Origin of the sequence: Agrobacterium sp. Ap1 (assembly GCF_017313375.1) — a bacterium.
Lineage (GTDB): Bacteria > Pseudomonadota > Alphaproteobacteria > Rhizobiales > Rhizobiaceae > Neorhizobium > Neorhizobium cellulosilyticum.
The window spans coordinates 468,367-494,930 of record NZ_JAFLMY010000001.1; the positions used below are offsets into that span (position 1 = coordinate 468,367).

Consider the following 26,564-nt stretch of genomic DNA (forward strand, 5'->3'; position numbering starts at 1 on the left):
TCCTGCCATCTTTATGGCAATTTCATGGAACTAGAATGGCAACAGCACGTTCTTGGTCCAGAGTTCGATGGAGGCGACCATGGTCAGGGAATGGTTTGAAGTTGCAGGTTTCGCGCTGGTCATTGCCGCCTGCTATATGTTCGTTATTCCGGTTTGAAGTTTCCCGAGGAGGGGAATGAGGCCTCGACAAAAGAGGCCCCAAGCTCTCGTGGCCTAGTGGCCGCGGGAGCATTATGCTTGAGGCGAAAGGCCATCCAGAACAGCCTCGCGATCCATTGCCGGATGTAAAATTGTGGGAACGTTTCTCCGCCCGGGCTTGTTAGCCCTCGTGACAGGTCGCCACTTGTTATCGCGAGCGACTGATACGGGAGACTGCCATGCTGCACTTATTCAGAATGCTCAGGAACCGTTTTCTGACCCGGCGGGAACAGTCGACATTCCATGTCGCCCGCCCGCAAGATCTTCAGGTCGTGGTTCCGGAAGCCGTTGCGCTTCCGCTTCCCAAGACACCGCGTGAAGAAATCAGCGTGCCCGCATCAATCAACGGACGCGACCTGTCGACCGGCAGGCTCTAGAGACTGACGAGCCACCGCTCATCTCAAGAAGAACAATCCCAAAAGGAGCTTATCATGGCGAATATCGATTCCGCCAATATCCTCATCTTGGCCACCGATGGCTACGAACGTTCGGAACTGCGCGTACCTTACGACGAGCTGAAAAAGCGCGGAGCCGAAGTGAAAATCGCCTCGATCAAATCCGGCGAGATCAGGAGCTGGGACGAGAAAGACTGGGGCGACAGTGTGACCGTCGATCTCGATGTCAAGGAAGCGAAGGTGGAGGATTTTGACGCGCTCGTTCTGCCCGGTGGCCAGATCAACCCGGATGTCCTGCGCAAGAACGAGGACGCCGTACAGCTGGTTCGCGATTTCATCAGCCGCGGCAAACCGGTAGCCGCCATCTGCCATGGTCCATGGCTGCTGGTCGAGGCCGATGCCCTGCGCGGACGCAAGGCAACCTCCTATGCATCTATCCGCACCGACCTGCGCAATGCCGGCGCCAACTGGAAGGATGAAGCCGTCGTGGTCGACAGCGGCATCATCACATCGCGCTCGCCAAAAGACCTCGCAGCCTTCGTCGACAAGATCGTCGAGGAAGTTGAAGAAGGCCTGCACCAGCGCCGCGCTGCCTGATTGCCCTACTTCGATCTGGTGGAGGCCCCTCATCCGGCTGCCGCCACCTTCTCCCCGCTTGCGGGGGGAAGGAACATGCCGCACCGGCGCCGGCTCTCCCTACCGCCTATATCAGGAACGTCATTTCGCCACGCGCGGGGAGAGAGCGAGGGGCAACTGGACGAGCGCAAGAGCTTAGCTGCAATCCAGCGCCACCTGGCCTTACTCTTCCTTCAAAAATGCCAGTAAACGCGCCTCGTTCATCCGCAATCCGCGCGGCGGAGACTTGGATGTTTTTCCGGCCTCCATGATCCGACGCAACGGCGCATCATCCTCAGCAAGATCGAGAATGCTCGGATGGATATAGCTTGAGCGGCAGACGGCGGGCGTGTTCTGCAGCACATCCGAAGCGGCTTTGGTCAGCGCCTTTATCTTCGGCCGCTTGCCCTCTTCCTCCAAGATCGTCCATGCCGTCATGAAAGCGGCCAAGCTGCCACCCCAGGTGCGAAAGGTCTTGGCCGAAACCGGAAAGCCGGCAGCCTTGGCGAGATAGGCGTTGAGCCTGCCGGAATCGACCGAACGGGCGGTGCCGTGCTCGTCTGGAAATGAAAACAGCTGGCGGCCGGGAAGATCAGCGATCTCTTCCAGAATGCGCTGCAGTCGTGGATGTTTGAGCGTGTGCTGCACGCGCTTGCCGCCCTTGGCCGTGAATTTCAAAAGCACACCGTCGCCGGACAGGATCATATGACGTTTCAGAAGCGTCGTTGCCCCGTAGGTACGGTTTTCCTTGGCATAGGCTTTGTTGCCGACGCGCAGATGCGTCACATCCATCAGCGCCACGAGGGCGGCCAGCACGCAATCGGACTTGTCGAGACCGAGCGCAAGATCGCGCTTCACCTTGCGGCGAATGCGCGGCAAGGCCTCGCAGAACCGGGCCAACTGATCGAACTTCTGCTCGCTGCGAAAGCTCTGCCAGTCGGCATGATACCGATACTGCTTTCGCCCGCGGGAATCGTAACCCGTCGCCTGCAGATGCCCCTGCGGGTCCATGCAGATCCAGACATTGTCATAGGCCGGAGGAAGCCCCAGCGCCGAGATACGCAGCCGGTCGTCTTCATCTGTCAGAAGCAATCCGTCCGGCAGCTTGTAGCAAAAGCCCTTGCCGCGCTTTAGTCGGCGAATGCCCGGCTCCGTATCGCTGACATAGGTAAGCCCGATGGCTTTGAGCGAAGCGGCGTCGATTTCGATTGTTTTGAGCGACAGATCCATGAGCGCTAAAACGACGCGAACCACGCTTCGTTCCTGCGCGAACCGATCAAATCACGTCGAACTACATTGCCAGACTGCGCCGCTCGTCGACGGCATCGTCGCGCTCCAGATTGGCGCGCGGCGCCACAAGTCTCCAGACAAGGCCTTCCGGGCGGAATTCGACATCCACCTGACCGCCAAAGGCAGCAACTGCGTGGCGCTGGATGATGGTCGTTCCAAACCCCTTGCGGGAGGGCTCGCTAACCAGCGGCCCGCCGCTTTCTTCCCAGACCAGCCTGATCTTCGGCTCGCCGTCATCGTCGGGAGCGACATCGTCCCACGAAATCCGTACACGCCCATGCGGCACCGACAGTGCGCCATATTTGACCGAATTGGTCGCCAACTCGTGCAGCACGAGGCCGAGATTCTGGACCGCCTCTGCCTTGAGCATGAAATCCTCGCCCAACACCAGAAGCCGGTCACCGGCCTCGAAGGTCGAAAGATGAATCTCGATGACGCGCATCAGCCGCACACCGGCCCATTGCTCCTTGGCCAGCGCCTCGATGGATTTTCCAAGCCCGTGCAGGCGTGTGCTGATCGCCTTCTGGAATTCCGGCATGGTCGTGTCCTGACGGCCGAGCTGGCGCATCATCGCCTGCACCAGCGTCAGGATATTCTTCGTGCGATGCACCAGTTCATGCAGGATGAGATGGATACGGTCTTCGGCCTCGCTGCGGTCGAAGGACGCATTCGACAGCGCGACCGCCACCTGATTGGCCTCGGTGATACGCGTCTCGACCGGCGAGACGATCTCACCCTTGCCGATCCTGTCCGCCATGTCGGCGATCTGCCGGATCGGCGTGCGAAGCTGACGGGCAATCGTATAGGCAAACAGAACCGCCAGCGTGAGAAAGATCACGCCCCCCGCGACCAGTTGCTTGAATGTGGTGATGATGCCTTCCTGCGCCGAGGCGATCGGCCCCCAGACGACGGCCTTCCATGTCCAGCCGGTGATCTGGGCATAGCCGTACATCTGCCTCTCATCACCTTCGACATCTTCGATCGTGCCCTTGAAGCCGGTCATCAACCTTAGCGTATCGGGATCGAACGGCTTGCCGGATGCTATTCTGTCGGCCCCACCAGAAGCCACGACCTGCCCCTGTCCGTCGATGACCGCAGCCGACCAGCCTGCAGGAAGTCCCTCGATGGAAATCAGCTTTTCCATGTCTTCGGCATTCTGCGTCATGATGATCGCAGAACCGGAATGCGAAAGCGCATCCGGCAGCGGCATGGCAACGTTGAACACCCACCTGTTGCTCGTCTTGCCGTAAAACACGCTGGAGACTTCGGTAATGCCCGACCTGAGCACCGATTCCAGTGCCGGCATGTTCGACATGCTGGGCAGCGGATCACCGAAGGGCGAACGGGTGTTGAGCCGCTGCTGGCCATCCTTGTCGACGACGATGACATAAAGCGAATTGGAGCGCAGGCTGCGCTGGGTGCGGTCGTGGAAGGCTCTCAGGTCACCGGCTTCAAGCTCCGGCGAGGTAATCAGAAGGCGAAGCGTCGTCGCCATGTCCTGCAATTCGCGATCGACGGAGCGCGCAATCAGCTGCGCATCCTCGGCGGTCTCGTTGGCTAGTCCTTCGCGTTCCTGCCCCTCGAGTTGCAGGACAAGAAAACCGACAAAAGCCAGCAACGGCAAGGCGACGACAATCACCAGCGCCATCAGATAGGCGCCGATCGAGGCTGTGGGGAAAAGACGCGAAAACTTAAACATTCCGCTATCTTAAGCCAATAATAAAGCTGCAGGCAGAAGCCCGCCCGCTGTCACTGATCATCAGTCGTCCCGCCCTACGCTAATACATCTTAGCCAAAACGGTTCTAACTGCTTTTGCAGATCGCGCCAACATGTGTTTGGAACAACTGAGCTGTGCGTTGCCCCACAATGTTGCGAAAACGTGTCTGCCGTATCGTTTCGGGACAATCGACAAATGTGTGGAACTTAGCCTGCCCGACGAAGATCAGCCAATCCGCTGCCCGCTTTGGGGATCGAAAACCACTGCCTTGTCGAGATTGAAGACGAAGCGGAATGTCTGGCCGGGTTCGACAACGGTTTCCGCGCGGGCGCGACCGGTAAACGTCGTGCCGTCGAGTTTTCCGGTTACGAACGTATCCGATCCGGTCGGTTCGACGATGGTGACCTCCGCATCGATCTGCGCACTGGCCAAGGCAGCGGCATCGGCAGAGCCTTCGTCGGAAATCGCCTCAGGGCGTAGACCGACGATGACCTCCTTCCCCTCGGCGAGCGGTGTCGTGACCGAAGGCGGAACCCTGACGGTCACGCCTTGGCCACCGGCGCCGAACAGCTGGATACCGCCTGAAACCGCCCTGCCCTTCAACATGTTCATCGCCGGCGATCCCATGAAATCCGCGACGAAGAGATTGGCCGGACGGTTGTAGATTTCCGCCGGCGTGCCGACCTGCTGGACGATACCTTCCTTCAGCACGACGATCTTGGTGGCGAGCGTCATAGCCTCGATCTGGTCGTGGGTGACATAAACGATCGTCGCATGCGTGTTCTGATGCAGCGCCTTTATCTCGGCACGCACTTCGACGCGCAGCTTGGCATCGAGGTTCGAAAGCGGCTCGTCGAACAGGAAGACGCGCGGCTTGCGCACCAGCGCACGGCCCATCGCCACACGCTGGCGCTGACCGCCGGAAAGCTGGCTCGGGCGACGGGTCAGGAGATGCTCGATCTGCAGGGTTTTCGCCACCTGCGCCACAGCCTTTGCACGCTCAGTTTTGTCGACGCCGCGCATTTCCAGCGCAAAGGCGATGTTCTCTTCGACAGTCATGTTCGGATAAAGCGCATAGGACTGGAAGACCATGGCGATATCGCGCTTCGATGGGTGCAGGTCTGTCACCACCTGGCCGTCGATGACAATGTCACCCGAGGACGGCGGCAGAAGACCGGCGATCGCATTCAGAAGCGTGGACTTGCCGCAACCGGACGGGCCGACCAGCACGAGGAAGCCGCCCTTTTCCAGCTCGATATCGATACCCTTGAGGATCTCGACGCTGCCGATCTTCTTGCGGATGTTCTTGATCTGAAGAAAGCTCATGAAGATTTATCCCTTGACGGCGCCGGCCATCAGGCCGCGCACGAAATAGCGTCCGGCGACGACATAGACGAACAATGTCGGCAGCGCGGCAAAGACGGCCGCGGCCATGTCGACATTGTATTCTTTCACGCCGGTGGAGGACGAAACGAGGTTGTTGAGCGCCACCGTCATCGGCGAGGCTTCGCCGGACGAGAAGGAGACGCCAAACAGAAAGTCGTTCCAGATATTGGTGAACTGGTAGATGACGGTGACAACGATGATCGGCCCCGAACTGGGCAGAAGAATGCGCCAGAAGATCTTGAAGAACCCTGCGCCATCGATCATCGCGGCCTTCACCAGTTCGTCCGGAAAGGCTTCGTAATAATTGCGGAAAAACAGCGTGGTGAAGCCGAGACCGTAGATCACATGGACCATAACGAGCCCGGTCGTCGAGTTCGACAGGCCCATCAGTCCCAGCAGCCGCGCCATCGGGATCAGCACCGCCTGGAACGGGATGAAGCAGGCAAACAGCATCATGCCGAAAACGATCTTGTGGCCCGGAAACCGCCATTTGGTCAGCACGTAACCGTTGAGCGCGCCGAGCAGCGTTGAGATGATGACGGCCGGCACCACCATCTTGATCGAATTCCAGAAGTAACCCTTGATACCAACGCAGGAAACGCCGATGCAGGCCTCGCCCCAGGCCTTCGTCCAGGCGGCGATCGACGGGTCGGTCGGCAGCGCCAGCATGTCTCCGCCGCGGATCTCGTCCAGCGATTTCAGCGAGGTCGACAGCATTACGTAGAGCGGCAGAAGATAGACCACCGCAAGGATGATCAGCGCCGCATAGATGAAATAGCGGGTGAAGCGCGCCGAGCCGGCGCTGATAGTTTCGGGCGCGGCGCTCATTGCTTCTTCTCCCGCAGTTCCGAATAGAGATAGGGCACGATGATCGCGGTAATGCCCATCAGCATCATCACGGCGCTGGCCGAACCGACATTCATCTGGTTGCGATTGAACGTGTAGGAATACATGAAAGTGGACGGCAACTCGGTGGCATTGCCCGGCCCGCCGCCGGTGAGTGCGATTACGAGATCGTAGGACTTGATCGCCATATGGGCGAGCACGATGAAGGCCGAGAGGAATACCGGCCGCAGCAGCGGAATGATGATACGGCGATAGATGGATACCGTCGATGCCCCGTCGATCTGCGCCGCCTTGATGATTTCGCCATCGATGCCGCGAAGACCGGCCAGAAACATCGCCATGATGAAGCCCGACGCCTGCCAGACGCCGGCGATGACGACGGTGTAGATCGCCATGTTCGGGTTTACCAGCCAGTCGAAGGTAAAGCTCTCCCAGCCGAGATTGCGCATCGTGTGTTCCAGCCCGAGGCCGGGATTGAGGAACCATTTCCACGCCGTACCGGTGACGACGAAGGAGAGCGCCATCGGATAAAGAAAGATCGGCCGCAGAACGCCTTCGGCGCGGATGCGCTGGTCCATAAGGATGGCGATGAAAAGCCCGATCGCGGTGCAGAGCGCGATGTAGAGAATGCCGAAAATGGCGAGGTTCTGCATCGCCACATACCAGTTCGGCTGCGACCAGAGCCGGAAATAGGCATCAAACCCGCCCCATTTATAGACCGGCAGGATGCGCGACGTGGTGAAGGAAAGCGTGATCGTCCAGAGGATGAAGCCGTAGACGAAAATCAGGATGACGGCGAAGGACGGCGCCAGAACAAGTTTCGGCAGGCCGTTGCGCAACGTGTCGCCTAAGGATTTCCGCGGCCGTTCCGGGGTGATGACCGGCATCGGTTCGATTGTCGTCATGGGGGTCTCCGGTCGGAGCTGAATAGAAAAATTAGGAACCGAGAATTACCTCACGGTCGCCAATGCCAGTTGTTTGGAGGCGGACGCTGCCATTTCCACCCTCATCCCTGTGCTTGTCACAGGGATCCAGCAGCGCCGCGTCTGCGGTGCGGAAGAGTCTTTTCACGCAAAAGACTTCGCGTGGCTGGATTCCTGTGACAAGCACAGGAATGAGGGAGTGCGTGACCCGCCACATGGACAAATCCCGCACTCCAGCGTCAGACAATCACTTCGCCGCAGCAACCGCTTCCGGCAGGCGCTTCAGCGCCGCATCCGTCGTCAGCTGGCCGTTGAGATGCTGGGTGATGACGTCGAGCATGGCTTCCTTGATGGCGGCCGGCTGGGCGTAGCCGTGAGCCAGCGAGCCCATCAGCGTGCCCTTGGACGAGGCTTCAGCCAGATCCTTCATGCCCTTCTTGGCGCAATCGTCGAAATCCGTATCCGGGATGTCGGTACGGGCCGGAACCGAACCCTTCACCTTGTTGAAGGCGATCTGGAAGGCCGGGTTTTCGACGGCGGATGCCATCTTCATCTGCGCGGCGGCGGCATCACCGCCCACGTCGAACATCATGAACTGGTCGGCGTTGAACAGAACCGAGCCTTGCGTGCCGGGGAAGCGGATGCAGACGAAATCTTTGCCCGGCTCCTTCTTGGCGCGCAGCCATTCGCCCTTAGACCAGTCGCCCATTTCCTGCGCGCCAGCCTTGCCTTCGATGACGAGCGCCGTCGACAGGTTCCATTCGCGGCCGGAGAAGTTCGGGTCGAAATAGGTGCGAAGTTTCGACATGTCGTCGAAGACCTTCTTCATCGTGTCGCTGGAAAGTGCTTCCGGATCGGCTTCGAGCACCGCCTTCTTGTAGAAATCCGGGCCACCGCGGGAAAGAACCACGGCTTCCCAGAGCGTGCCATCCTGCCACGGAACGCCGCCATGGGCGAGCGGGACGATGCCGTTAGCCTTGAATTTGTCGAGCAGCGCGAACAGCTCGTCGATATTGGTCGGAACCTTGCCGCCCGCCTTGTAGAGTGCGGCCTTGTTCAGCCACAGCCAGTTGGTCGAGTGAATGTTGACCGGTGCGGCCACCCAGTGACCGTCATATTTGGAGAATTCCTGCAGAGCCGGCGGAATGACCTTGTCCCAGCCTTCCTTGGCGGCGAGATCGTCAAGGTTGGCGGCAACGCCCATTTCCGACCAGTCGCGCAGGTCGAAGCCGAGCAGCTGAACCGCAGTCGGCGGATCGCCTGCAGTGACGCGGGCGCGAAGTGCGGTCATGGCGGCGGAACCGGCACCACCAGCAACCGGCATATCCTTCCAGGTGACGCCTTCCTTGGCGAGGTTTTCCTTCAGCACGTTGAGTGCTGCAGCTTCACCGCCCGACGTCCACCAGTGCAGGACTTCGACTTCAGCGGCCTTGGCGGCGCCGGCTGTCATCGCGATCAACGCGGCACCGGCGGCCAGTTTTGTAATGGCACGAATATTCATTGATGATCTCCTCCAAATCCGGGCTCCTCTCCGGATAGGCAATTTATAACGTTATAACCCGAGCAAGTGTCAACCCATGGATGAAGGTTTTCGAATTGCTCGTGATCAATTTTTTAAAGTATTGATCCGGCTCGACAAATATCGATTTTCAGAGGAATGTTCGTCCACTTGAAAGAAAATTCTGGAAATCGTCACGGAATTTGCAACGATATATATGGAGCTCCGGCAGCGGTTAAGCCGCCGGATGGAGGATGAGACATGCCGCTGGACGATGCAGAGGACGGACGCCAACCGAACACGGCTGGCTCTTCGACTTCAACTCCCGGCCCCCACCGAAAGCCGACGCTGAAGACGATCGCCGAATTGACCGGGCTTGCGGTGACCACCGTGTCGCGCGCTCTGGGCGACGATCCGCTGATTGCCCGAGAAACCCGCCAGCGTGTTCAGGCAGCGGCAGCCCAGGTCGGTTACCTGCCCGATCGGGCCGCTCAGCGCCTGCGCACCGGCCGCACCAACGTCATCAGCCTCGTTCTGGATCCGCATGAGGAAATCCTCGGCTACGGCACCTCGATGATCAGGGGCATGACGGCGACGCTGCGCGGCACGCCTTATCACCTCGTCATCACCCCGCATTTTTCCGATACGCCGCAGATCGATCCAGTCCGCCATATCGTCCGCAACCGCATGGCCGACGGCATCCTGTTCAGCCGCACCGAACCTTCCGACGAGCGGGTGAAATTCCTGCTGGAAACAGGCTTTCCCTTCGTCTGCCACGGCAGGACGGAGCTTGCGACGCCGCATCCTTATGTCGACTACGACAATTACCGTTTCACCTATCAGGCGGCGAAAAAGCTGATCGCCTCGGGCTGTCGGCGGCTGTTCATCATCCTTCCCCCCGAACGCTTCACCTTCCACCACCACATGCGCCACGGCTTCATGACCGCCGTGCGCGAAGAAGGGGTAGCCTTCGAGATAGCTCAGGGCATCACGCTCGACAGCAAGGCCGATGCGGTTCGCGATCATGTTGCGGCAAGGCTGGCGAAATCCGATCCGCCAGACGGTTTCATCTGCGGCGGCGAAGTTTCGGCCATGGCAGTGATGTCGGCAACCCATGATCTCGGGCTTGAGATCGGGCGGGATGTGAGGTTGGTGGCAAAACAGACATCCGGCCTGTTCGATCAGGTACGGCCGCGGATCGAGACGATCTACGAGGACCTATCGGAAGCCGGAAGGCTGATGGCCGGGCTGCTGTTAAAACGAATCGCGGGGGCGACGCCGGTGAGTGAATTGCAGGCGGTGCTGGAGGTGTGAGGCTGCTATCGTGGAGGCCCCTCTCTGCCCTGCCGGGCATCTCCCCCACAAGAGGGGAGATCAGCTGGGCGCCAGCTCCTCGCCTCAAGCAAACTTCATTTTTGGCGCCGCTACCATTCTACGCTCAACAGGAAGCGAAGGTAGCGCCGTGTGTGATCTCCCCACCTGTGGGGGAGATGGCCGGCAGGCCAGAGGGGGGCCAGCACGCGCCGACGGCCCCCCTACCCTCATCTCAATCCTCTTCGACAAACACCTCTTCGCGCTTCTTCCTTACACTTGGAAGGAAGACGACGATGAGAACGACAACGGCAATGAACAGCAGCGTGGCACTGATCGGCCGCGTGACGAACGTGCTCGGATCACCGCGCGACAAAATCATCGCCCGCCGCAGGTTTTCTTCGAGCAACGGTCCAAGCACGAAGCCGAGCAGAAGCGGTGCCGGCTCGCAGCGGAGCTTCAGGAGCAGGTAACCGAGCAGGCCGAAGAATGCGACAGCGTAGAGGTCGTAGACGTTCGAGTTGACGCTGTAGACGCCGATCGAGCAGAAGGCCATGATGATCGGGAAGAGCAGGTAATAGGGGATCGTCAGCAATTTCACCCACAGCCCGATCAGCGGCAGGTTGAGGATGACGAGCATCAGGTTGCCGATCCACATCGAGGCGATGATGCCCCAGAACAGCGCTGGCTGTTCGGCCGCCACATTCGGCCCCGGCACGATGCCCTGGATAATCATCGCTCCGACCATCAACGCCATCACCGGGTTGGCCGGAATACCGAGCGTCAGAAGCGGAATGAACGAGGTCTGGGCACCGGCATTGTTTGCCGATTCCGGCCCCGCCACGCCAGCAACCGCGCCATGGCCGAATTCCTGCGGGTTTTTCGAAACCTTCTTTTCAACCGTATAAGAGGCGAAGGAGGCAAGGATCGCTCCGCCGCCCGGCAGAATGCCGAGCACCGAGCCGATCGCCGTGCCGCGCAGCACCGGTGCGATCATCGCCCGAAAATCCTCGCGGCTCGGCAGAAGGCCGGAAACCTTCGCCATCAGCACTTCCCGCGTCCGTTCGTTTTCGAGATTACGCAGGATTTCCGCGATACCGAACACGCCAACCGCGACCGCGACGAAATTCAGACCGTCCGCATATTCACGGATACCGAGCGTGAAGCGCGGCGCGCCGGTATAGATATCGGTGCCGACAAGCCCGAGCAGCAGGCCGAGCACCACCATGGCCAGCGCCTTGATGACCGAGCCATGTGCCAGCGCGATCGATGAGACCAGGCCGACGACCATCAGCGAAAAGTATTCGGCGGCGCCGAATTGCAGCGCGATGGCGGTGAGCGGCGGCGCGAAGATGGCGACGAGGAAGGTGGACACCGTGCCGGCGAAGAACGAGCCGATCGCGGCGATCGCAAGTGCCGCCCCGGCCTTGCCCTTGCGGGCCATCTGGTAACCGTCGATCGCGGTGACGGCGGACGAGGATTCGCCCGGCATGTTGATCAGGATCGCCGTGGTCGAGCCGCCATATTGCGCGCCGTAATAGATGCCGGCGAGCATGATCAGCGACGAAACGGGTTCGAGCTGGAAAGTGATCGGCAACAGCATGGCGATCGTCGCGGTGGCGCCGATGCCGGGAAGCACGCCGATCAGCGTGCCGAGCAGCACCCCGATCAGGCAGAAGAACAGGTTCTCGATCGATCCTGCGGTCTGGAAGCCGAGAAGAAGATTATTGAAAAGATCCATCAGTCAAATCCTAGAAGCGAACCCAGGGTCCGAAGCGCTGGAAGGGCAGCCCGAGGCCATAGCTGAAAACCAGCACGGAAAAGGCGGTCAGCAGCACAGCGAGAATAACGGCCGTCAGCGGCTTCATCTTGTGGGAGGCGAAAGAGGCGATCAGCGCGGCGAAGAACAGCGACGGCACGAAACCGAGGCCGCGCACCGTGATGCCGAAGAAGATCGGGGCGGCAAGAATGAAGATGATACCGCGCCAGGCAATAGGCCCGATCGGCTCTCCTTCCACGCGAAATGCCTGAAACAGGATGATGGCGCCGAACAGGATGAGCGCCAGCGCCAGGATGAACGGGAAATAACCCGGCCCCATGCGAAACGCCGTGCCGAGTTCGAGTTCGATCGACTGATAGGCGAAGAAGATGCCGGTCAGGATCAGCAGGATGCCGCAGATCAGATTGGCTTTGTCGAATGACTTGGAATTCATGGTGTCTCCGTTTGAGTGGGAGATGGTCTAGCGTTGATGGCTGGAGCACGTTCGGCCCCCTCTGCCTTGCCACTTGCCACGGCCTCGGCCGCTCATCCGCCTGCCGGCACCTTCTCCCCGCAGGCGGGGCGAAGGACCATTGCCGCACCCACTCGCCCACTCTCCACATCAAAGAGAATTGGAAAGAGTAGCGGCAAACGCGTCCCCTCTCCCCGCGCGCGGGGAGAGGGTTAGGGTGAGGGGCAGATTGATACGCAGGAGCGTCAGGCGTTAGTCCGCATACTGCCCGGCAGACTCGATGATCGGCTTCCAGCGGGCGATTTCGGTCTCCAGCTTGGTTTTCAGGGCTGCCGGCGTTGCATCACCTTCCGGCGAGGGCGCGGTGCCCAGTTCGGCGAAACGCTTGACGATATTCTCGTCCTTCAGCGCGCCCTGAAGGGACTTCGACAGGCGTTCATTGATCTCGGCCGGCGTGTCCTTCGGCGTATAGATGCCGTGCCAGATACCGACCGTCATGCTTTCAAGCCCGGCTTCCTTCACCGTCGGCAGGTCCTTGAAGATCGCAAGCCGTTCCGGCGAAGTGACGGCGTAAGCCTTGATCGTGCCGCCCTGGATCTGCTTCGTCGTGTTGGTGGTCTGGTCGCACATGATATCGACCTGGCCGCCGAGAAGATCGGTCATCGCAGGTCCCGTGCCCTTGTAGGGAACGGTAACGAGCGGGGTCTGGATGGCGCTCATGAACAGCATGCCGCAAAGATGCGAGGCAGCCCCGATGCCGGCATTGGCGACGGTCACCTTGTCGGCATTCGCCTTGGCATATTCGACGAGACCCTTGAGGTCAGTTGCTTCCATGTCCTTGCGGGCGACGATCGTCATCGGCACGTCGGTGACGAGACCGACATATTCGAAGGCATTCAGCGTGTCATAGGCAAGCTTGCGGTAAAGCGTGGCGCTGGTCGCCATGCCGATATGGTGGAGCAGAACCGTGTAACCATCCGCCTCGGCTGCAGCGACACGGCCGGCACCGAGTGTTCCGCCGGCACCGCCGACATTTTCGACGACGATCTGCTGGCCGAGATCCTTCGACATGGATTCGGCAACGAGACGGGCAACCGTATCGGTCGGGCCACCGGCGGCAAACGGCACGACCATAGTGATCTGGCGCTCGGGATAGCCCTGAGCACTCGCCTGTGCGGAAAACATCGAGATGGCGGCAAGCGCCGTTGCGCCGAGAACGGCGTTAAACAGTTTCATGAATTTCCTCCTCCAAGGACAATATCCAGCCTGTAGCTGCAGATGCACATCTCCTCCGGCACCTGCTTGGGATCCATTAGCGGGCGGCGCGGAAACGCTGGCAATTGGCTAACGGCAAGCGAAGGCAGGATATTTCCTTAACCGCAGCGCAGCATGGGTGGATTTGGGAACAACGGGCGTCCGGCATGGGTGGAAATCCACCCAACTGCCTTGAGTAATAGTGACGCAGCGGCAAAATATCCGCCAATTCAACTCAGGAAAAGTCGGCGAACGCTCCCGACTCGTCTTCATCGCCAACTTGGGAGGACTTCAGCATCTTCTTGTCGAGACCGTATTTCTGCATCTTCTCGTAGAGAGTCTTGCGCGAAATGCCGAGTGTTTCATAGACCGGCTTCAGCGCCCCGCCATGGGCAGCAATCTCGGTGGCGATGAGATTGCGCTCGAAGGCGGCAACCTTTTCCGCCAGCCGGCCGCCGTTTTCCTTTGCAGCCCCGCCCGGCTCTCCCGAACCCGGATCGAGACCCAGCACCAGCCGGTCAGCGGCATTGCGCAGCTCGCGCACATTGCCCGGCCAGTCCCGCTGGGCGATCAGCGAAAGGATATCCGGAGGCACGATAATATCCTCGCGGCCGTAACGCGCCGCCGCCTCGCGCACGAGCTGGAGGAAGAGCAGCGGAATATCCGCCCGTCTTTGCGAAAGCGCCGGGACATGCACCGTCGCGACATTCAGCCGGTAGAGAAGATCGGCACGGAAGCGACCAGCCGCCACTTCCGCCTCCAGATCCACCTTGCTGGTGGCAATAAAACGCACGTCGAGCGGGACCGTCTCATTCGATCCGAGCCGGGTAATGACCCGTTCCTGCAGCACCCGCAGGAATTTCGCCTGAAGGTCGAAGGGCATGGAGCTGATTTCGTCGAGCAGGATCGTCCCTCCCCGCGCATGCTCGAACTTGCCGTATCGCGGCCGAAGCGCGCCGGGAAAGGCACCGGCTTCGTGGCCGAAAAGCTCGCTTTCGATCAGCGTTTCGGGAAGAGCGGCGCAATTGATGGCGATCAGCGGCCGGTTGGCGCGCGGGCTGATATCGTGCAGGGCGCGAGCCACCACTTCCTTGCCGACGCCGGTATCGCCGATGACCAGCGTATCGGCATCCGTCGCGCCGATCGCACGAATGCGGTAGCGCAGATCGACCATCACCTGCGTGCGGCCCGGCATGCGGGCTTCCACATCGTCACGTTTTCCCGCAACGGCCCGAAGCCGCCGGTTTTCAAGGATCAGCGCGCGCCGCTCCAGCGCACGGCGGATGACGCCGGCGAGATGCTGCGGGGTGAACGGCTTTTCGAGAAAATCGTATGCGCCCTCGCGCATTGCCTTCACGGCAAGCTGCACATCGCCATGGCCGGTGACGAGAATGACCGGGATTTCCGCATCGAGTTCGCGCACCCGGTGCAGAAGCGTCATCCCGTCCAGCCCCGGCATGCGAATATCGCTGACGATCACGCCATCGAAGCCGAAGCCGGAAAGCTCCAGAACGTTTTCCGCATTCGGAAACGTGTCGACGGTGAGATCGAACAGCTCCAGCGCCTGCGCGGTGGAGCGGCGCAGTTCCTCCTCGTCATCGACAAGCAGTACCCGTTGCGCAAGCGTCATTCGGCCGCCTCCATTACGCTTGCATCGGCGACATCGAGTTCGATGGCAAACACGGCCCCGCCTTCCGGATGATCGGTGACCGAAAGGCTGCCGCCGAAATCCTTGACGATATTGTAGGAGATCGACAGGCCAAGCCCCAGCCCCTTGCCCACACCCTTGGTGGTGAAGAACGGGTCGAAAATGCGTTCGCGGATGGCGGCCGGAACACCCGGCCCGCGATCGCGCACGATAATCATCACCTTCTCGGCCGCACCGGAGGCAGACACATCGATACGCCTGTCCTCCAGTCCCTCCACCGCATCAGCGGCATTGGTAACGATATTGACCAGCACCTGCTGCAGACGCACGGCGCCTGCCATCACCCGCGGCAGGCCCGGCTCTACCATGATGGAAAGCTCCGCATCCGCCGCCTTGAGCCGGGCGGAAACGATCTCGATCGTATCGCGGATGACATCCTCGACGCTGACCGCGCCGAGTTTTTCATTCGGCTTGCGGGCGAAATTGCGCAGGTGCCGGCTGATCGACGCCATTCGGTCGATCAGCGCCGAGATGCGCTTGAGATTGTCGCTCGCATCTTCAACGCGGCCGCGCTCGATCAGAAGGCCGGTCGTCTCCGCATAGGTCTTCGCCGCGGCAAGCGGCTGGTTGAGTTCGTGGGAGAGCGCTGCCGACATCTGGCCGAGGCCGGCGAGTTTTCCGGCCTGCACCAGATCGGCCTGTGTCTTGCGCAACCGGCGCTCGGTCAGGCGGCGCTCGGCGATCTCCTTCTCGATACGGCTGTTGACGCGGGCAAGGGCTGCGGTGCGCTCGTCTACCCGCCGCTCCAGCTCGTTCTGCGCCTCGGCCTGCAGCTGCATGCGCTCAGTCATCCGCGCCCGGCGCTGGAAGACGATTGCCGAAACCAGCCCGGCAAGGCAGAGCGCCAGAAACACGGCGGCCATCATCGTCTGCGCCTGCCAGCGCACCGAGGCTGTGTCCATCAGCACATTCACCGTCCATCCGGCCTCCGGCATGGATTGCGAGACGTAGAGATATTCCCGCTCCGTATTGCCGTTCCGGATCAGCATGGTTTCATGGCCTGCGAAACTGCCATAGGCGAGCGGCAGCTGATGCAGCTTCACATCCGCATATCGCCTTGAGGTTTCTGTCCGGGCCACGCGATCCGGCGTCAGCGGTAGGATGGCGGCGAAACGCCATTCGTCGCTGCCGGTCATGAAGATGATGCCTTCCGGATCGGAGACGAAGATCCGGTCGTCGCCGCCGGCCCAGGAGGCCTCGATCGTATCGAGATCGACCTTGAAGACGATCACCCCGAGGATTTTTCCATCCATCACGATCGGCGAACTGAAATAATAACCGCGCTTGGCCGATGTCGTACCGACCGCGAAGAAACGCGACCTTTCGCCCCGCGCCGCTTCCTGGAAATAGGGCCGATAGCTGAAATTCTCGCCGACGAAACTGACGGGGGAATCGTAATTGCTGGCGGCAATCGTCGTGCCGTCCATGGTCATGATGTAGATGTCCGAAGACTTCAGCAGCGCATTGACGGATTTCAGATACCGGTTGGCGGAAAGCCGCAGCGCCTCGTTGCCGGGGTCTTCTATGAGAACCTCGATGATCTCGTCATCGGCAGTCAGCGCCGGCAGCGCCTCATAGCGCTTCAGATGCCCGTCAAGCGCCGAAACCGCCAGCCTCAGCGTGGTGCCTGCCTGCAGCTCCGCTTCGTCCATGGCGCTGCGCGCCACGAACCCATGCACCTTCCATGTCAGCACAAGGCCGAGCACAAGACAGAGGACAGACACTGCCGCGATACGATATTTCACGTCCGAAGGGCTCCTCCTCCCTCGACCATAACGCGCATATCTTACGGAGCGCCGCGGAATTTTCCAATGACTTCTCGTATGACGGGTGCGTTTGGATATTTTGGCGAAAGCGAAGACTGCTATGTAGCACCGTCACAGGCAGCAATCCCGTGCAAGACGCTTGACTTGCGGTAGGATATCACGTCGTTGTGCAATCAATGAGGGCAGACCGCTTCGGGCGGAAATAGGGGTTCAGATGGTTTCCTTGCTTGCGCTATTCATGGGCGGCGTCGCCGGTCTCAGGGCGATGATGGCCCCGGCCCTCGTCACCTGGGCGGCAGCGCTCGGTTGGCTTGATCTGTCCGGCTCCTGGCTGTCCTTCCTCGGTTCCAAGTGGGCCGTGCTCATCTTCACAATTCTCGCCGTGTTCGAACTGGTGACCGACCAGTTGCCGAACACGCCGAGCCGCAAGGTGCCGCAGCAGTTCATCACCCGGCTGGTCACCGGCGGCGTGGCGGGCGCCGCGATCGGCATTCCTTACGACCTGTGGCTGGCCGGCCTCGTTTCCGGCGTTCTCGGCGCCGTGGCCGGCACCTATGGCGGGGCCTGGGCACGCGCCAAGCTGGCCGAGATTTTCGGCAAGGATGCACCGGCCGCCTTCATCGAGGATGGCGTGGCCTTCGTCGTGGCCTTTATCATCATTTTGTCTCTCCCCGCGGCCGCAACGATATGAAGCGTTTCGACGCGATCATCATCGGTGCCGGCCAGGCAGGCCCCTCGCTTGCCGGCCGGTTCAATGATGCGGGAAAGACGGTCGCGATCATCGAGCGCAAACATGTTGGCGGCACCTGCGTCAACACCGGCTGCAAGCCGACCAAGACGCTTGTCGCCAGCGCCTATGCCGCCCACCTTGCCCGCCGCGCCGCCGATTATGGTGTCGGCATCCGCGGCGACATTTCGGTCGACATGCAGGCGGTGATGCGCCGCTCTCACAAGGTCACGCTCGACAGCCGCCGCGGCAACGAGAACTGGCTGGAGGGCATGCCGAACTGCAGCCTGATCCGTGGCCACGCCCGTTTCGAAAGCAGGGATGTCATTCGCGTCGGTGATGAATTGCTGACCGCGCCGCAGATCTTTCTGAATGTCGGTTCGCGCGCAACAATCCCGGATTTCGCCGGTGTGGGCGACATTCCCTACATGACCAATACCGATATCGTCATGCTCGACCGACTGCCGAAACATCTGGTGATTGTCGGCGGCAGTTATATCGGCCTGGAATACGCCCAGATCTATCGCCGCTTCGGTGCAGAGGTAACGGTCGTCGAAAAAGGCACGCGGTTGATCGGCCGCGAGGACGAGGACATTTCCGCAGCGGTTCGCGAGATCCTTGAGGCGGAAGGCATCCATATCCGCACCAATGCCGAATGTATCCGTTTCCGCAAGCATGAAGACGGCATAGCAGTCGGCGTGAATTGCGACGAAGGCGAACCCGAAGTGATCGGCTCGGATGTGCTTCTGGCAGTCGGCCGGCGGCCCAATACCGACGATCTTGGCCTGGAGAAGGCCGGCATCGAACTCGACGCGCGCGGCTTCATCAAGGTGGACGAGCGGCTTGCCACCAATGTCGGCGGAATATGGGCGATGGGCGACTGCAATGGTAAAGGCGCTTTCACCCACACCGCCTATAACGACTTCGAGATCGTCGCCGCCAACCTGTTCGACGGCGAGGACCGAAAAGTATCGCAACGACTGCTGGGCTATGCGCTGTTCATCGATCCGCCGCTTGGCCGGGTCGGTATGGGCGAGGAAGAGGCACGCAAGGCGGGCCATGAGGTTCTGGTCGGCACACGGCCGATGACGAATGTCGGACGTGCGGTCGAAAAGGGCGAGACCAAGGGTTTCATGAAGATCGTCGCCGACGCAAAGACGAAAAAAATCCTCGGCGCGGCCCTGCTCGGCACCGGTGGTGACGAGGCGATCCACGGCGTGCTGGACCTGATGAATGTCGGTGCGACTTACGACGATCTGCGCTGGGCGGTGCCGATCCACCCGACAGTTTCCGAACTCTGGCCGACAGTCGTCCTATCTATGAAGCCCGCATAAGGGGATCGGCAAGCTTTTCCGCTTATCAACGGGATCGGATGATCCTGTCGGGATGGAAGAGATGTGCGGATTTGCAGGTTACGCGGGAGAAGGATTGGGTGCGGAACGCGCGCCTTCTCTTCTCTCTGCCATGGGACAGGCGATCGCCCATCGCGGCCCGGATGGCAGCGGCATCTGGACCGGCTCCGGCATAGGCCTGTCGCATGTCCGTCTGTCGATCGTCGGGCTCTCCGATGGCCAGCAGCCTATGACGACACCCGACGGGCGCTACACGATCGCCTTCAACGGCGAGATCTTCAACTATGTCGAACTGCGCGATGAACTGAAGGCGCGCGACGCGACGTTCCGTACCGGCTCGGATACGGAAGTGCTGCTGCAGCTTTACGCCCATGACGGCGAGGCCTGCCTGCAAAAGCTCAACGGCGATTTCGCCTTCGCCATCTGGGACGCGACGGAGCGAAAATTGCTGCTGGCGCGAGACCGCATGGGCGTGCGGCCTCTCTTTTACACAGAGCACAAAGGCACGCTCTATTTCGCATCAGAGGTGAAGGCGCTTTTGACCGTGCCCGGCATCGAGGCCGAACTCGATGCTGTCGCGCTGGACCAGATATTCACCCTATGGGCGCCGATCGCGCCGCGCACAGCCTTTCGCAACATTTTCGAGCTGGAACCCGGCCAGATGCTGGTTCGCGAGAACGGAGCGAACCGGTTGAAACCCTATTGGACGCTCGACTTCCCCGATGTCGGCGAGCATGGGGCGACAGATGAAGATCACACCGAGGAATTGCGCGCCTTGCTGGCCGATGCCGTGCGGCTGAGAATGCGCGCCGATGTGCCGGTCGGCTCCTATCTTTCCGGCGGTCTCGATTCCTCGTTGATCTCGGCGCTCGCCGCCCCGATGGCGCCGAGCGGATTGAACACCTTCTCCGTGACCTTCGATAGCACCGAACACGACGAAAGCAGCTTTCAGCAGCAGGTAGCCTCGGTGCTCGGCACCCGTCATAACTCGATCGCCTCATCGCCTGAAACGATCGCGACCGCCTTCCCTGACATCATCCGGTTTACCGAACGCCCGATCCTGCGCACCGCCCCTGCCCCGCTTTACACTTTGGCCGGTCTCGTTCGAGAAACCGGCATGAAGGTGGTCCTGACCGGCGAAGGCGCAGACGAAGTATTTGCCGGTTACGACATTTTTCGGGAAGCGAAGGTGCGCCGTTTCTGCGCCCGCCAGCCCGGCTCGAAGATCAGGCCGCATCTCTTCCGCAAGCTCTATCCTTATCTGCCCGGGCTGAAGCAGCAGTCGGCGGAATATCTTTCGGCCTTCTTCAACGTCTCCGGCACCGATCCGTCCGATCCGCTTTTCTCGCACCGACCGCGGATGAAAAGCACGGCGGCGACGAAAATCTTCTATTCCGCAGACCTGCGAGAAACGCTCGGCCACTACGATGCCGCCGAAGAGCTGAGCACGCGGCTACCGGAGCGTTTCCGCCGCTGGCATCCACTGCATCAGGCACAATATCTCGAAACCCGTCTTCTTCTGCCGGGCTACATCCTCTCCAGCCAGGGCGACCGGATGGCGATGGCGCATGGCATAGAAGGCCGTTTCCCCTTCCTCGATCACCGGCTGGTGGAGTTTGCCACGAAACTTTCGCCCGATGCGAAGCTCAAGGGCCTGCGTGAAAAACATATCCTGCGTGAAGCGGCGAAAGGTCTGTTACCCGACAGCGTCATCGAGCGTCAGAAACAGCCATACCGCGCACCTGACAGCAGTTCCTTTACCGGCCCGGGCACCGATGAGCAGGCTTACGTCTCCGAGATGCTGTCCGAACGTGCCGTCTCGGCAACCGGACTGTTCGATCCGGTGGCGGTTTCAAGGCTTCACGGAAAATGCCGCAAGCAAACTGTCGCCGGTTTTCGCGATAATGCCGCGTTTGTCGGAATTCTTTCAACCCAGTTATGGGCCGAGAATTTTGCCAAAAAACAATTGGTTACAAAAATATCGGCACTGTCCAAAAGCTCGCTTTAAGGCCGAAAATACGCGGTTTTGCCTCTCACGCTCGCGTGATCGATAAAATTTTAGTATTGTCTTTATGAGGATCGGAAGAGCCTGCCTTTAAGCCTTCCAGCACGCCGCGCCACGATCGGGACCCGTGGGCACAAATCGCGACCCAGTCAGTCGCTACCAAGTCAGGGAGTTTCACCACCATGACCGTATCGATCATCATCAAGACACTGGATGACGAAAAGCGCATTGCTCGCACGATCGAGTGCGCGCTGAAAGCTCTGCCGGATGGTGAGGGCGAAATCATCGTCACCGACCTCGGTTCCCGCGACCGCACGATCGAGATCGCGTCGACCTATCCCGTGCGGCTGACCCAGATCGCCCGTCCCGCGCGTTTTCGCAGCGGTGCCGGCTCGCAGCTCGGTTATCAATATGCCCGCCACGACTTCATCTGCCTGATCGACGCCGACATGGAACTCGATCCGGCATTTCTGCCGGAAGCGATTGCTTTTCTGGAGCGCCATACGCGTACCGGCGGTGTTACCGGCCATATCGAAACCGGAGCGGCATCCGGCAACGGCTTCCTGCCCGATCGGCGTATCGGCGCCGTGGACCAGTTGGCCGGAGGCGGGCTTTATCGCCGCCGCGCGATCGAAGAGATCGACTATATGGCCGACCGCAACCTGCATGGCTACGAGGAATTGAACCTCGGCATTCGCCTGCGCAGTGCCGGCTGGAAACTGCATCGGCTGGATCGCCGTTTTGCCCGCCATCACGGCCATGATGCTCGCTCTCGTGACCTGCTTCTGCAACAGGTGAAAACCAAGGAGCCTTTCGGCATCGGAGAGCTCTTGCGGGCAGCAACCGGCAAGCCCTATTTCTATCGGCTGCTGCGCGCTCTGCCAGAGCTTGGCGTCCTGGCGCTTGCCTGGAGCTTCATGTTCGGCTCAATGCTGCTTGTCGCAACAATGCCCGGCGTCACCATGCCCGCTCTGATCATCGCCGCAGGCCTTGGTTTTGTCGTGGCCGTCACGTCCTTGCGCACCGGACGGCTGAAGACAGGTCTTTATACGGTGATCGTCCGCTTTCTTCAGGCGATCGCCCTGCCGGTCGGCTACATCACGCCACGCCGCAACCCGCGTTCCTGGATCGAAAGCCGGCTTCTCGGCGAACCCGATGCGGAAGTGAGCCGCGATGCCGATCAAGCCACGGATGCTTATGATACCGCCATGGCAACGAGCGCCCGCTGAGCCCTGATTTAAGCCCGATTGTGCAACCGGAACCCGTAATCCGACTTGCTGCAAGCCAGCCTGCAGAGCCGTGAACAGCAGATAAAATCCGGTCACCGAATCATTACTTCGATTTAACCTGACCCCGCTTGAAACGGCCACAGAAGGTAGTAATCTCACCCCATCGCTGGCTGATGTGTAGGGCGCCGGCGACTGAAAGACGACAGGTCGTCACTGAAGTTCTTTCGCCCCCATGATGGAGGCAAGACATGATACCCGCAGTAGCAACACATACGTTCGACCCTAACGAGCTTGCGTTCCTGAAGCGCGTGTTCGATGACGTTTGCATGGAACACGGCCTGCCCGGCAGCAGTGCTGCGGCAAGCAATGTGGCGGTTGAGATGATTCAGCTTTATCAGCGCGGCGTGAAGGACGAAAAGAGCCTTCATCGTCACTTCGATGGGCACAGCTTCTATGGTTGAACAAGGCTAACGCTTCGCCTGCAAATCCCGTTCATCGCGCATCAGGAAAACCCGGGTGATGGGATCGAGATTGTCTTCCAGCCAGCTTGCCATCGACATCTCTTCCGCAAGGATGCGTTCGAACACGGCCTGGGCTTCGGTTTCTCCCAGCTCGTCTGCAGCCGCGATCAGCATGCGATAGGTCGCGATCTCCAGATGTTCGAACGCATAGGCCTGAGCAGTGAACTTCACCACCTCGTCATTCATCACCAGCGCCGGAATTCCGTGCACGGTCGCGGCGATGCGCCCGGCAATGTCCTTGAGCGTCGACGGCGCACCGGAAAAATCGTTGAGAAGGCTCTGCAGCGCGTCCGCCTGGCTGCGCGTTTCCTCAAGATGTTCGAGCATGCGTGCCTTGAGGTCCGGGTAGTTTTCCAGTCGCCGTGTCTGCGCGGTCAAAGAGGTGATCGCCTGCTCCTCCATCGCATGGGCGCTTTTCAGCCAGGCAATGAAATTGTCCTTCGCATGGGTCATGCAGCTCCTCCCTCGTCTCATCCACAGATAATACACGGGCTCGTGATCGCCAATGGCAACCCCGAACCATAACGGGAAGTTCCCTGACATTGAACGCGAAATTGCCTCGAGATGCCCTCAAGGGATGCATCTGCGGCATATCAGCACTTGTTAAAAAGATGGGAACCATCACTTGCGCCCGGGGTTACCGATGCATTAATGGAGGCGCCGATGATCGAAGATCCAAGAGAGCCAACAGAGCAGCCGCCCATGCCGGCGCCAGGATGGGCTCCAGATCCACCGATCAACGAGCCGGAACCCGACAGGCTGCCCGATGAGGCGCCAGTCCCCAATCCGTATGAGACAAACAGACCGCCCGTATACATGCCGCCAGGAAATGCGGTGTAACCGGCGGCATAGAAGAGAACGACATGACAGTATCGAGTAAGAGCATGCCGAGCAGCGTTGCAGCTCGGTCCCAGCAGCCAGCCGAGTTCAAACCGTGCCTTTGGAAGCTGCTGGTAGTGACCGCCGGTATCCTGGCCTCCGTATTCGTTGCCATGCAGATGGTCGACGACACCTATGTCGGTTCGTTCGATACCAAGGTCTCCACGCAGCAGACCCAGAAGGCCGGCTAAGCCTTTTGAAGAGCGCTCAGGAAGCGGGAGCGGGAACAAAAACCGAAATCGTGGCGTTCATCCGTCAGAAATGACGAGGTGGCGCAAGGTGGACGTGAGCAATTTTTCCAATTCTGATCTGATTGATCCGGTGCTTCATCGCACGCGGGTCATAAAGCCCGGCAGAAACGTCTGGCGCTCGGCGAAAGCGGAACGCGTTGCGTTCCTGATAGACGGCGAAGACTATTTCCTCCGTCTCGACGACGTGTTGCGTCAGGCGCAAAGATCGATCTTCATCGTGGGCTGGGACTTTAATCCTGACATCCGCTTGCGCCCGCGGGATGAGGGTTCGGAAACGATCGGCACGCTGCTGCGCCGCATGGTCGAGGAGAAGCCGGAACTCGAAATCCGCATTCTCGTCTGGGGCATGGGACCGATCTATTCCGGCAAGAGTTTTCGGATGTTCGGCAAGATTGACTGGGCGGATCATCCGCGCATCGATCTGCGCTTCGACTTCCGCCACCCTTTAAGGGCAAGCCACCACCAGAAGATCGTCGCGATAGACGACAAGACCGCCTTTCTCGGCGGCATTGACCTGACCGCACGCCGCTGGGACGATAGACAGCACACGATCGTCAATCCTGATCGCGTCTCGCCGGATGGCACCTCCTATGGCCCTGTCCACGACATGCAGACCATCGTTACCGGTGACATGGCAAAGCTGATCGGCGATGTCGCGCGCCGCCGGTGGAGGAAGACTCATGGCGAGGAACTTGCATCCGTTGACGTACCCGGCCCCGCGCCTTGGCCGTCCGATCTCGTGCCAGCACTCACCCATTGCCCGACCGGCCTGGCGCTGACCGAGCCATGGAAGTGGAAAGGCCGCCGCGGTCATCGCGAGGCTATCCGCCTGACCCACGATGCGCTGAAGGCTGCCGAAAAGCATCTCTACATCGAGACACAATATCTAGCCTCCTTCGGTGTCGCGCGAACGCTCGCACGGCGCCTGCGCAAACAGAACGGCCCCGAGATCGTCGTGCTCGTCACCCGCGAATCCCACGGCTTTCTCGAAAAGCTGATGATGGGCCATAACCGCACACGGCTGATCCGCCGGCTGAAGCGCGCCGACCGATATGACCGGCTGAGGGTCTTTTATGCGGTGACGCCGGACGAAAAGGGTGGCGAGCGGGAAATTATCGTCCATTCCAAGCTGATCATCGCCGACGACCATTTCGTCCGTGTCGGATCTTCCAACCTCAACAACCGCTCAGAAGGTCTAGACACCGAGAGCGACTTGGCGATGGAACCGCAGGATGCCGCCGGCCGCGCCGCCATTGCGGAACTGCGGATCGATCTGCTTGCCGAACACCTGGCGGCCGATCCGGCGCTGGTGCGCCAGCATTTCGAAGAGACAGGATCGCTGATCCGCACGATCGAGATGCTGAACGTCAATGGCCGGCATCTGAAGCCCTTCGACGTCGATGTAGAAAAGGGCGAGACCGAATCCATCCCCGGCACCAGCATCATCGATCCGAAACAGCCCTTCTGGCCGGTCCCGCAGATTCAGGCCGGTTTCCGCCGCCTCGTCTCGCGTTTCTCACCCCATCGAATGTTTTGAAAAGCTGTCCGGGCGGCGTCGATAATAGGCCTCGCTGGCAAGAAATGTCGGCAGGCCGATCATCAGCGGCACGAAGAAATAGAGTACCCGGAAGGCGACGAGCGCACCGATGATCTTGGCCCCGGGAATAATGCCGAGCATCGTCGCCTCCAGCACGCCGAGCCCGCCCGGAACATGGCTGATGAGTGAAGCGACATTGGCCGTGACATAGGCGCCGGCGACCTCAAAATAGGTGATCTCGCCAAACACCGCCATGAGCTGATGGATGGCTGCCGCGACACAGGCGAAATTCAGCGTGCCGATACTGATCTGCGCCATCGCCAGACCGGGCGACGGCGGATCGAGACGCCATTTGCGGAATCGCACCGGGATCCTGAAGAGGCAGACAAGCAGATAGGCAACCGGACCGGCGAGGCAGGCAAGACCTGCGGCCACCCTCGTCTCCTGACCAATACCGAAAAGATCCGTATCCGGTCCGAGATCGAAAAGCAGGACGATCGCGGCAAGGCTCGAAAGCCCCAGCCCCACGGTAATTCCGCAAAAGCCGATGACCTTGGCGATCTCCCCACCCGTCAGCCCCCAGCGAGAATAGAACCGGTAACGCACCGCACCGCTGCTGAGCGCCGCCATGCCGACATTATGACCAATCGACAGAGCACAGAAGGATGCAAGCGCCGCCTGCCTCCAGACGAGTGGTCTTTTGACATAGCGGACCGCAAGCGTGTCGAAGCCGGTAAGGCATAAATAGGATGCCGCGACGAAGATCAGTGCAGCGCCAAGCCTGTCGAGAGGGATCGCTTGCGCCGCATCCGCCACTTCATCGAACGTATAGCGACCAAGGCTGCGATAGACGAGAAAGGCAGCAATGCAGACAGCAGCAAGGACACCCAGTTGTAAAATATGCTTCCTGCCGATCATTATGCC

The 26,564-nt window shown here is 60.2% G+C and carries 23 protein-coding genes; 10 read left to right on the forward strand and 13 right to left on the reverse strand.

Features of this window, described 5'->3' with window-relative positions; translation table 11 throughout:
- Window positions 1-377 precede the first annotated feature (377 nt).
- Together JZX87_RS02255 and JZX87_RS02260 are read left to right on the forward strand one after the other, a co-directional pair.
- Window positions 378-575 carry a hypothetical protein gene (locus JZX87_RS02255; protein ID WP_148143091.1) on the forward strand — a complete coding sequence of 66 codons (198 nt, stop codon included), beginning with the start codon at window positions 378-380 and terminating at the stop codon, window positions 573-575.
- Between the two features lie 54 nt (window positions 576-629).
- Window positions 630-1,190 carry a type 1 glutamine amidotransferase domain-containing protein gene (locus tag JZX87_RS02260; RefSeq protein ID WP_183820927.1) on the forward strand — a complete coding sequence of 187 codons (561 nt, stop codon included), beginning with the start codon at window positions 630-632 and terminating at the stop codon, window positions 1,188-1,190.
- Window positions 1,191-1,391: 201 nt separating this feature from the next.
- Here JZX87_RS02260 and JZX87_RS02265 read toward each other — a convergent pair whose 3' ends face one another.
- The 6 genes from JZX87_RS02265 to JZX87_RS02290 form a co-directional block, all read right to left on the reverse strand.
- Window positions 1,392-2,411, reverse strand: a complete 1,020-nt coding sequence (locus JZX87_RS02265) for a DNA topoisomerase IB-related protein (protein WP_183822224.1) — start codon at window positions 2,409-2,411, stop codon at window positions 1,392-1,394.
- A gap of 88 nt (window positions 2,412-2,499) precedes the next feature.
- Window positions 2,500-4,197 (reverse strand): sensor histidine kinase, encoded by a 1,698-nt coding sequence (locus JZX87_RS02270; protein ID WP_206823454.1) that lies wholly within the window; start codon window positions 4,195-4,197, stop codon window positions 2,500-2,502.
- A gap of 244 nt (window positions 4,198-4,441) precedes the next feature.
- Complete coding sequence (locus JZX87_RS02275) at window positions 4,442-5,542, reverse strand: ABC transporter ATP-binding protein (RefSeq protein ID WP_183820925.1); 1,101 nt, start codon at window positions 5,540-5,542, stop codon at window positions 4,442-4,444.
- A 6-nt stretch (window positions 5,543-5,548) separates the two neighbouring features.
- Window positions 5,549-6,430: a carbohydrate ABC transporter permease gene (locus JZX87_RS02280; RefSeq protein ID WP_206823456.1), complete on the reverse strand. Its 882-nt coding sequence runs from the start codon at window positions 6,428-6,430 to the stop codon at window positions 5,549-5,551.
- Window positions 6,427-7,353, reverse strand: coding sequence for a carbohydrate ABC transporter permease (locus JZX87_RS02285; RefSeq protein ID WP_206823459.1), 927 nt, complete (start codon window positions 7,351-7,353; stop codon window positions 6,427-6,429). The genes JZX87_RS02280 and JZX87_RS02285 overlap by 4 nt, the downstream gene beginning before the upstream one ends.
- Before the next feature lie 265 nt (window positions 7,354-7,618).
- The gene (locus JZX87_RS02290; protein WP_206823901.1) at window positions 7,619-8,866 is read right to left on the reverse strand and encodes an ABC transporter substrate-binding protein; all 1,248 of its coding nucleotides are present in this window, start codon (window positions 8,864-8,866) and stop codon (window positions 7,619-7,621) included.
- Window positions 8,867-9,130: 264 nt separating this feature from the next.
- Between JZX87_RS02290 and JZX87_RS02295 the strand changes: the two genes are divergently transcribed.
- On the forward strand, window positions 9,131-10,183 hold the full coding sequence (locus JZX87_RS02295) for a LacI family transcriptional regulator (protein ID WP_206823469.1): 1,053 nt from the start codon (window positions 9,131-9,133) through the stop codon (window positions 10,181-10,183).
- A 232-nt stretch (window positions 10,184-10,415) separates the two neighbouring features.
- Here JZX87_RS02295 and JZX87_RS02300 read toward each other — a convergent pair whose 3' ends face one another.
- The 5 genes from JZX87_RS02300 to JZX87_RS02320 form a co-directional block, all read right to left on the reverse strand.
- Complete coding sequence (locus JZX87_RS02300) at window positions 10,416-11,921, reverse strand: tripartite tricarboxylate transporter permease (RefSeq protein ID WP_206823471.1); 1,506 nt, start codon at window positions 11,919-11,921, stop codon at window positions 10,416-10,418.
- Between the two features lie 10 nt (window positions 11,922-11,931).
- Window positions 11,932-12,393: a tripartite tricarboxylate transporter TctB family protein gene (locus JZX87_RS02305; protein ID WP_148143082.1), complete on the reverse strand. Its 462-nt coding sequence runs from the start codon at window positions 12,391-12,393 to the stop codon at window positions 11,932-11,934.
- Between the two features lie 270 nt (window positions 12,394-12,663).
- Window positions 12,664-13,647, reverse strand: coding sequence for a tripartite tricarboxylate transporter substrate-binding protein (locus JZX87_RS02310; protein WP_206823477.1), 984 nt, complete (start codon window positions 13,645-13,647; stop codon window positions 12,664-12,666).
- Window positions 13,648-13,900: 253 nt separating this feature from the next.
- The gene (locus JZX87_RS02315; RefSeq protein ID WP_183820919.1) at window positions 13,901-15,295 is read right to left on the reverse strand and encodes a sigma-54-dependent transcriptional regulator; all 1,395 of its coding nucleotides are present in this window, start codon (window positions 15,293-15,295) and stop codon (window positions 13,901-13,903) included.
- A complete protein-coding gene (locus JZX87_RS02320; protein ID WP_502711288.1) occupies window positions 15,292-17,118 on the reverse strand; it encodes a sensor histidine kinase in 1,827 nt (608 codons plus the stop codon). Before JZX87_RS02320 ends, JZX87_RS02315 begins: the two co-directional genes overlap by 4 nt.
- A 235-nt stretch (window positions 17,119-17,353) precedes the next feature.
- On the opposite strand from JZX87_RS02320, the gene JZX87_RS02325 reads away from it, so the two are divergent.
- From JZX87_RS02325 to JZX87_RS02345, 5 genes are all read left to right on the forward strand, one after another.
- Window positions 17,354-17,830: a DUF4126 family protein gene (locus tag JZX87_RS02325; protein ID WP_206823479.1), complete on the forward strand. Its 477-nt coding sequence runs from the start codon at window positions 17,354-17,356 to the stop codon at window positions 17,828-17,830.
- Window positions 17,827-19,200 (forward strand): FAD-containing oxidoreductase, encoded by a 1,374-nt coding sequence (locus JZX87_RS02330; RefSeq protein WP_206823481.1) that lies wholly within the window; start codon window positions 17,827-17,829, stop codon window positions 19,198-19,200. The genes JZX87_RS02325 and JZX87_RS02330 overlap by 4 nt, the downstream gene beginning before the upstream one ends.
- Before the next feature lie 61 nt (window positions 19,201-19,261).
- Window positions 19,262-21,226 (forward strand): asparagine synthase (glutamine-hydrolyzing), encoded by a 1,965-nt coding sequence (asnB, locus tag JZX87_RS02335; RefSeq protein WP_206823489.1) that lies wholly within the window; start codon window positions 19,262-19,264, stop codon window positions 21,224-21,226.
- 179 nt (window positions 21,227-21,405) lie between these two features.
- Window positions 21,406-22,452: a glycosyltransferase family 2 protein gene (locus tag JZX87_RS02340; RefSeq protein WP_206823491.1), complete on the forward strand. Its 1,047-nt coding sequence runs from the start codon at window positions 21,406-21,408 to the stop codon at window positions 22,450-22,452.
- A gap of 248 nt (window positions 22,453-22,700) precedes the next feature.
- Window positions 22,701-22,913: a hypothetical protein gene (locus JZX87_RS02345; RefSeq protein WP_148143075.1), complete on the forward strand. Its 213-nt coding sequence runs from the start codon at window positions 22,701-22,703 to the stop codon at window positions 22,911-22,913.
- A gap of 6 nt (window positions 22,914-22,919) precedes the next feature.
- Here JZX87_RS02345 and JZX87_RS02350 read toward each other — a convergent pair whose 3' ends face one another.
- The gene (locus JZX87_RS02350) at window positions 22,920-23,426 is read right to left on the reverse strand and encodes a ferritin-like domain-containing protein (protein WP_206823493.1); all 507 of its coding nucleotides are present in this window, start codon (window positions 23,424-23,426) and stop codon (window positions 22,920-22,922) included.
- A 410-nt stretch (window positions 23,427-23,836) separates the two neighbouring features.
- Between JZX87_RS02350 and JZX87_RS02355 the strand changes: the two genes are divergently transcribed.
- Together JZX87_RS02355 and JZX87_RS02360 are read left to right on the forward strand one after the other, a co-directional pair.
- Window positions 23,837-24,043, forward strand: coding sequence for a hypothetical protein (locus tag JZX87_RS02355; protein WP_183820914.1), 207 nt, complete (start codon window positions 23,837-23,839; stop codon window positions 24,041-24,043).
- A gap of 88 nt (window positions 24,044-24,131) precedes the next feature.
- Complete coding sequence (locus tag JZX87_RS02360; RefSeq protein WP_353654156.1) at window positions 24,132-25,640, forward strand: phospholipase D-like domain-containing protein; 1,509 nt, start codon at window positions 24,132-24,134, stop codon at window positions 25,638-25,640.
- On the opposite strand, the gene JZX87_RS02365 is transcribed toward JZX87_RS02360, so the two are convergent.
- A complete protein-coding gene (locus tag JZX87_RS02365) occupies window positions 25,620-26,558 on the reverse strand; it encodes a putative bifunctional lysylphosphatidylglycerol flippase/synthetase (protein ID WP_206823500.1) in 939 nt (312 codons plus the stop codon). The genes JZX87_RS02360 and JZX87_RS02365 overlap by 21 nt on opposite strands.
- Window positions 26,559-26,564: the final 6 nt, after the last annotated feature.

Excerpts from the sequence above, each read along its gene's own strand:
- JZX87_RS02255 (WP_148143091.1), top strand. The coding sequence starts at position 378 with ATGCTGCACTTATTCAGAATGCTCAGGAACCGTTTTCTGACCCGGCGG.
- JZX87_RS02260 (WP_183820927.1), top strand. The coding sequence starts at position 630 with ATGGCGAATATCGATTCCGCCAATATCCTCATCTTGGCCACCGATGGC.
- JZX87_RS02270 (WP_206823454.1), bottom strand. The coding sequence starts at position 4,197 with ATGTTTAAGTTTTCGCGTCTTTTCCCCACAGCCTCGATCGGCGCCTAT.
- JZX87_RS02275 (WP_183820925.1), bottom strand. The coding sequence starts at position 5,542 with ATGAGCTTTCTTCAGATCAAGAACATCCGCAAGAAGATCGGCAGCGTC.
- JZX87_RS02280 (WP_206823456.1), bottom strand. The coding sequence starts at position 6,430 with ATGAGCGCCGCGCCCGAAACTATCAGCGCCGGCTCGGCGCGCTTCACC.
- JZX87_RS02285 (WP_206823459.1), bottom strand. The coding sequence starts at position 7,353 with ATGACGACAATCGAACCGATGCCGGTCATCACCCCGGAACGGCCGCGG.
- JZX87_RS02295 (WP_206823469.1), top strand. The coding sequence starts at position 9,131 with ATGCCGCTGGACGATGCAGAGGACGGACGCCAACCGAACACGGCTGGC.
- JZX87_RS02300 (WP_206823471.1), bottom strand. The coding sequence starts at position 11,921 with ATGGATCTTTTCAATAATCTTCTTCTCGGCTTCCAGACCGCAGGATCG.
- JZX87_RS02305 (WP_148143082.1), bottom strand. The coding sequence starts at position 12,393 with ATGAATTCCAAGTCATTCGACAAAGCCAATCTGATCTGCGGCATCCTG.
- JZX87_RS02310 (WP_206823477.1), bottom strand. The coding sequence starts at position 13,647 with ATGAAACTGTTTAACGCCGTTCTCGGCGCAACGGCGCTTGCCGCCATC.
- JZX87_RS02315 (WP_183820919.1), bottom strand. The coding sequence starts at position 15,295 with ATGACGCTTGCGCAACGGGTACTGCTTGTCGATGACGAGGAGGAACTG.
- JZX87_RS02325 (WP_206823479.1), top strand. The coding sequence starts at position 17,354 with ATGGTTTCCTTGCTTGCGCTATTCATGGGCGGCGTCGCCGGTCTCAGG.
- JZX87_RS02330 (WP_206823481.1), top strand. The coding sequence starts at position 17,827 with ATGAAGCGTTTCGACGCGATCATCATCGGTGCCGGCCAGGCAGGCCCC.
- asnB (WP_206823489.1), top strand. The coding sequence starts at position 19,262 with ATGTGCGGATTTGCAGGTTACGCGGGAGAAGGATTGGGTGCGGAACGC.
- JZX87_RS02340 (WP_206823491.1), top strand. The coding sequence starts at position 21,406 with ATGACCGTATCGATCATCATCAAGACACTGGATGACGAAAAGCGCATT.
- JZX87_RS02345 (WP_148143075.1), top strand. The coding sequence starts at position 22,701 with ATGATACCCGCAGTAGCAACACATACGTTCGACCCTAACGAGCTTGCG.
- JZX87_RS02350 (WP_206823493.1), bottom strand. The coding sequence starts at position 23,426 with ATGACCCATGCGAAGGACAATTTCATTGCCTGGCTGAAAAGCGCCCAT.
- JZX87_RS02355 (WP_183820914.1), top strand. The coding sequence starts at position 23,837 with ATGACAGTATCGAGTAAGAGCATGCCGAGCAGCGTTGCAGCTCGGTCC.
- JZX87_RS02365 (WP_206823500.1), bottom strand. The coding sequence starts at position 26,558 with ATGATCGGCAGGAAGCATATTTTACAACTGGGTGTCCTTGCTGCTGTC.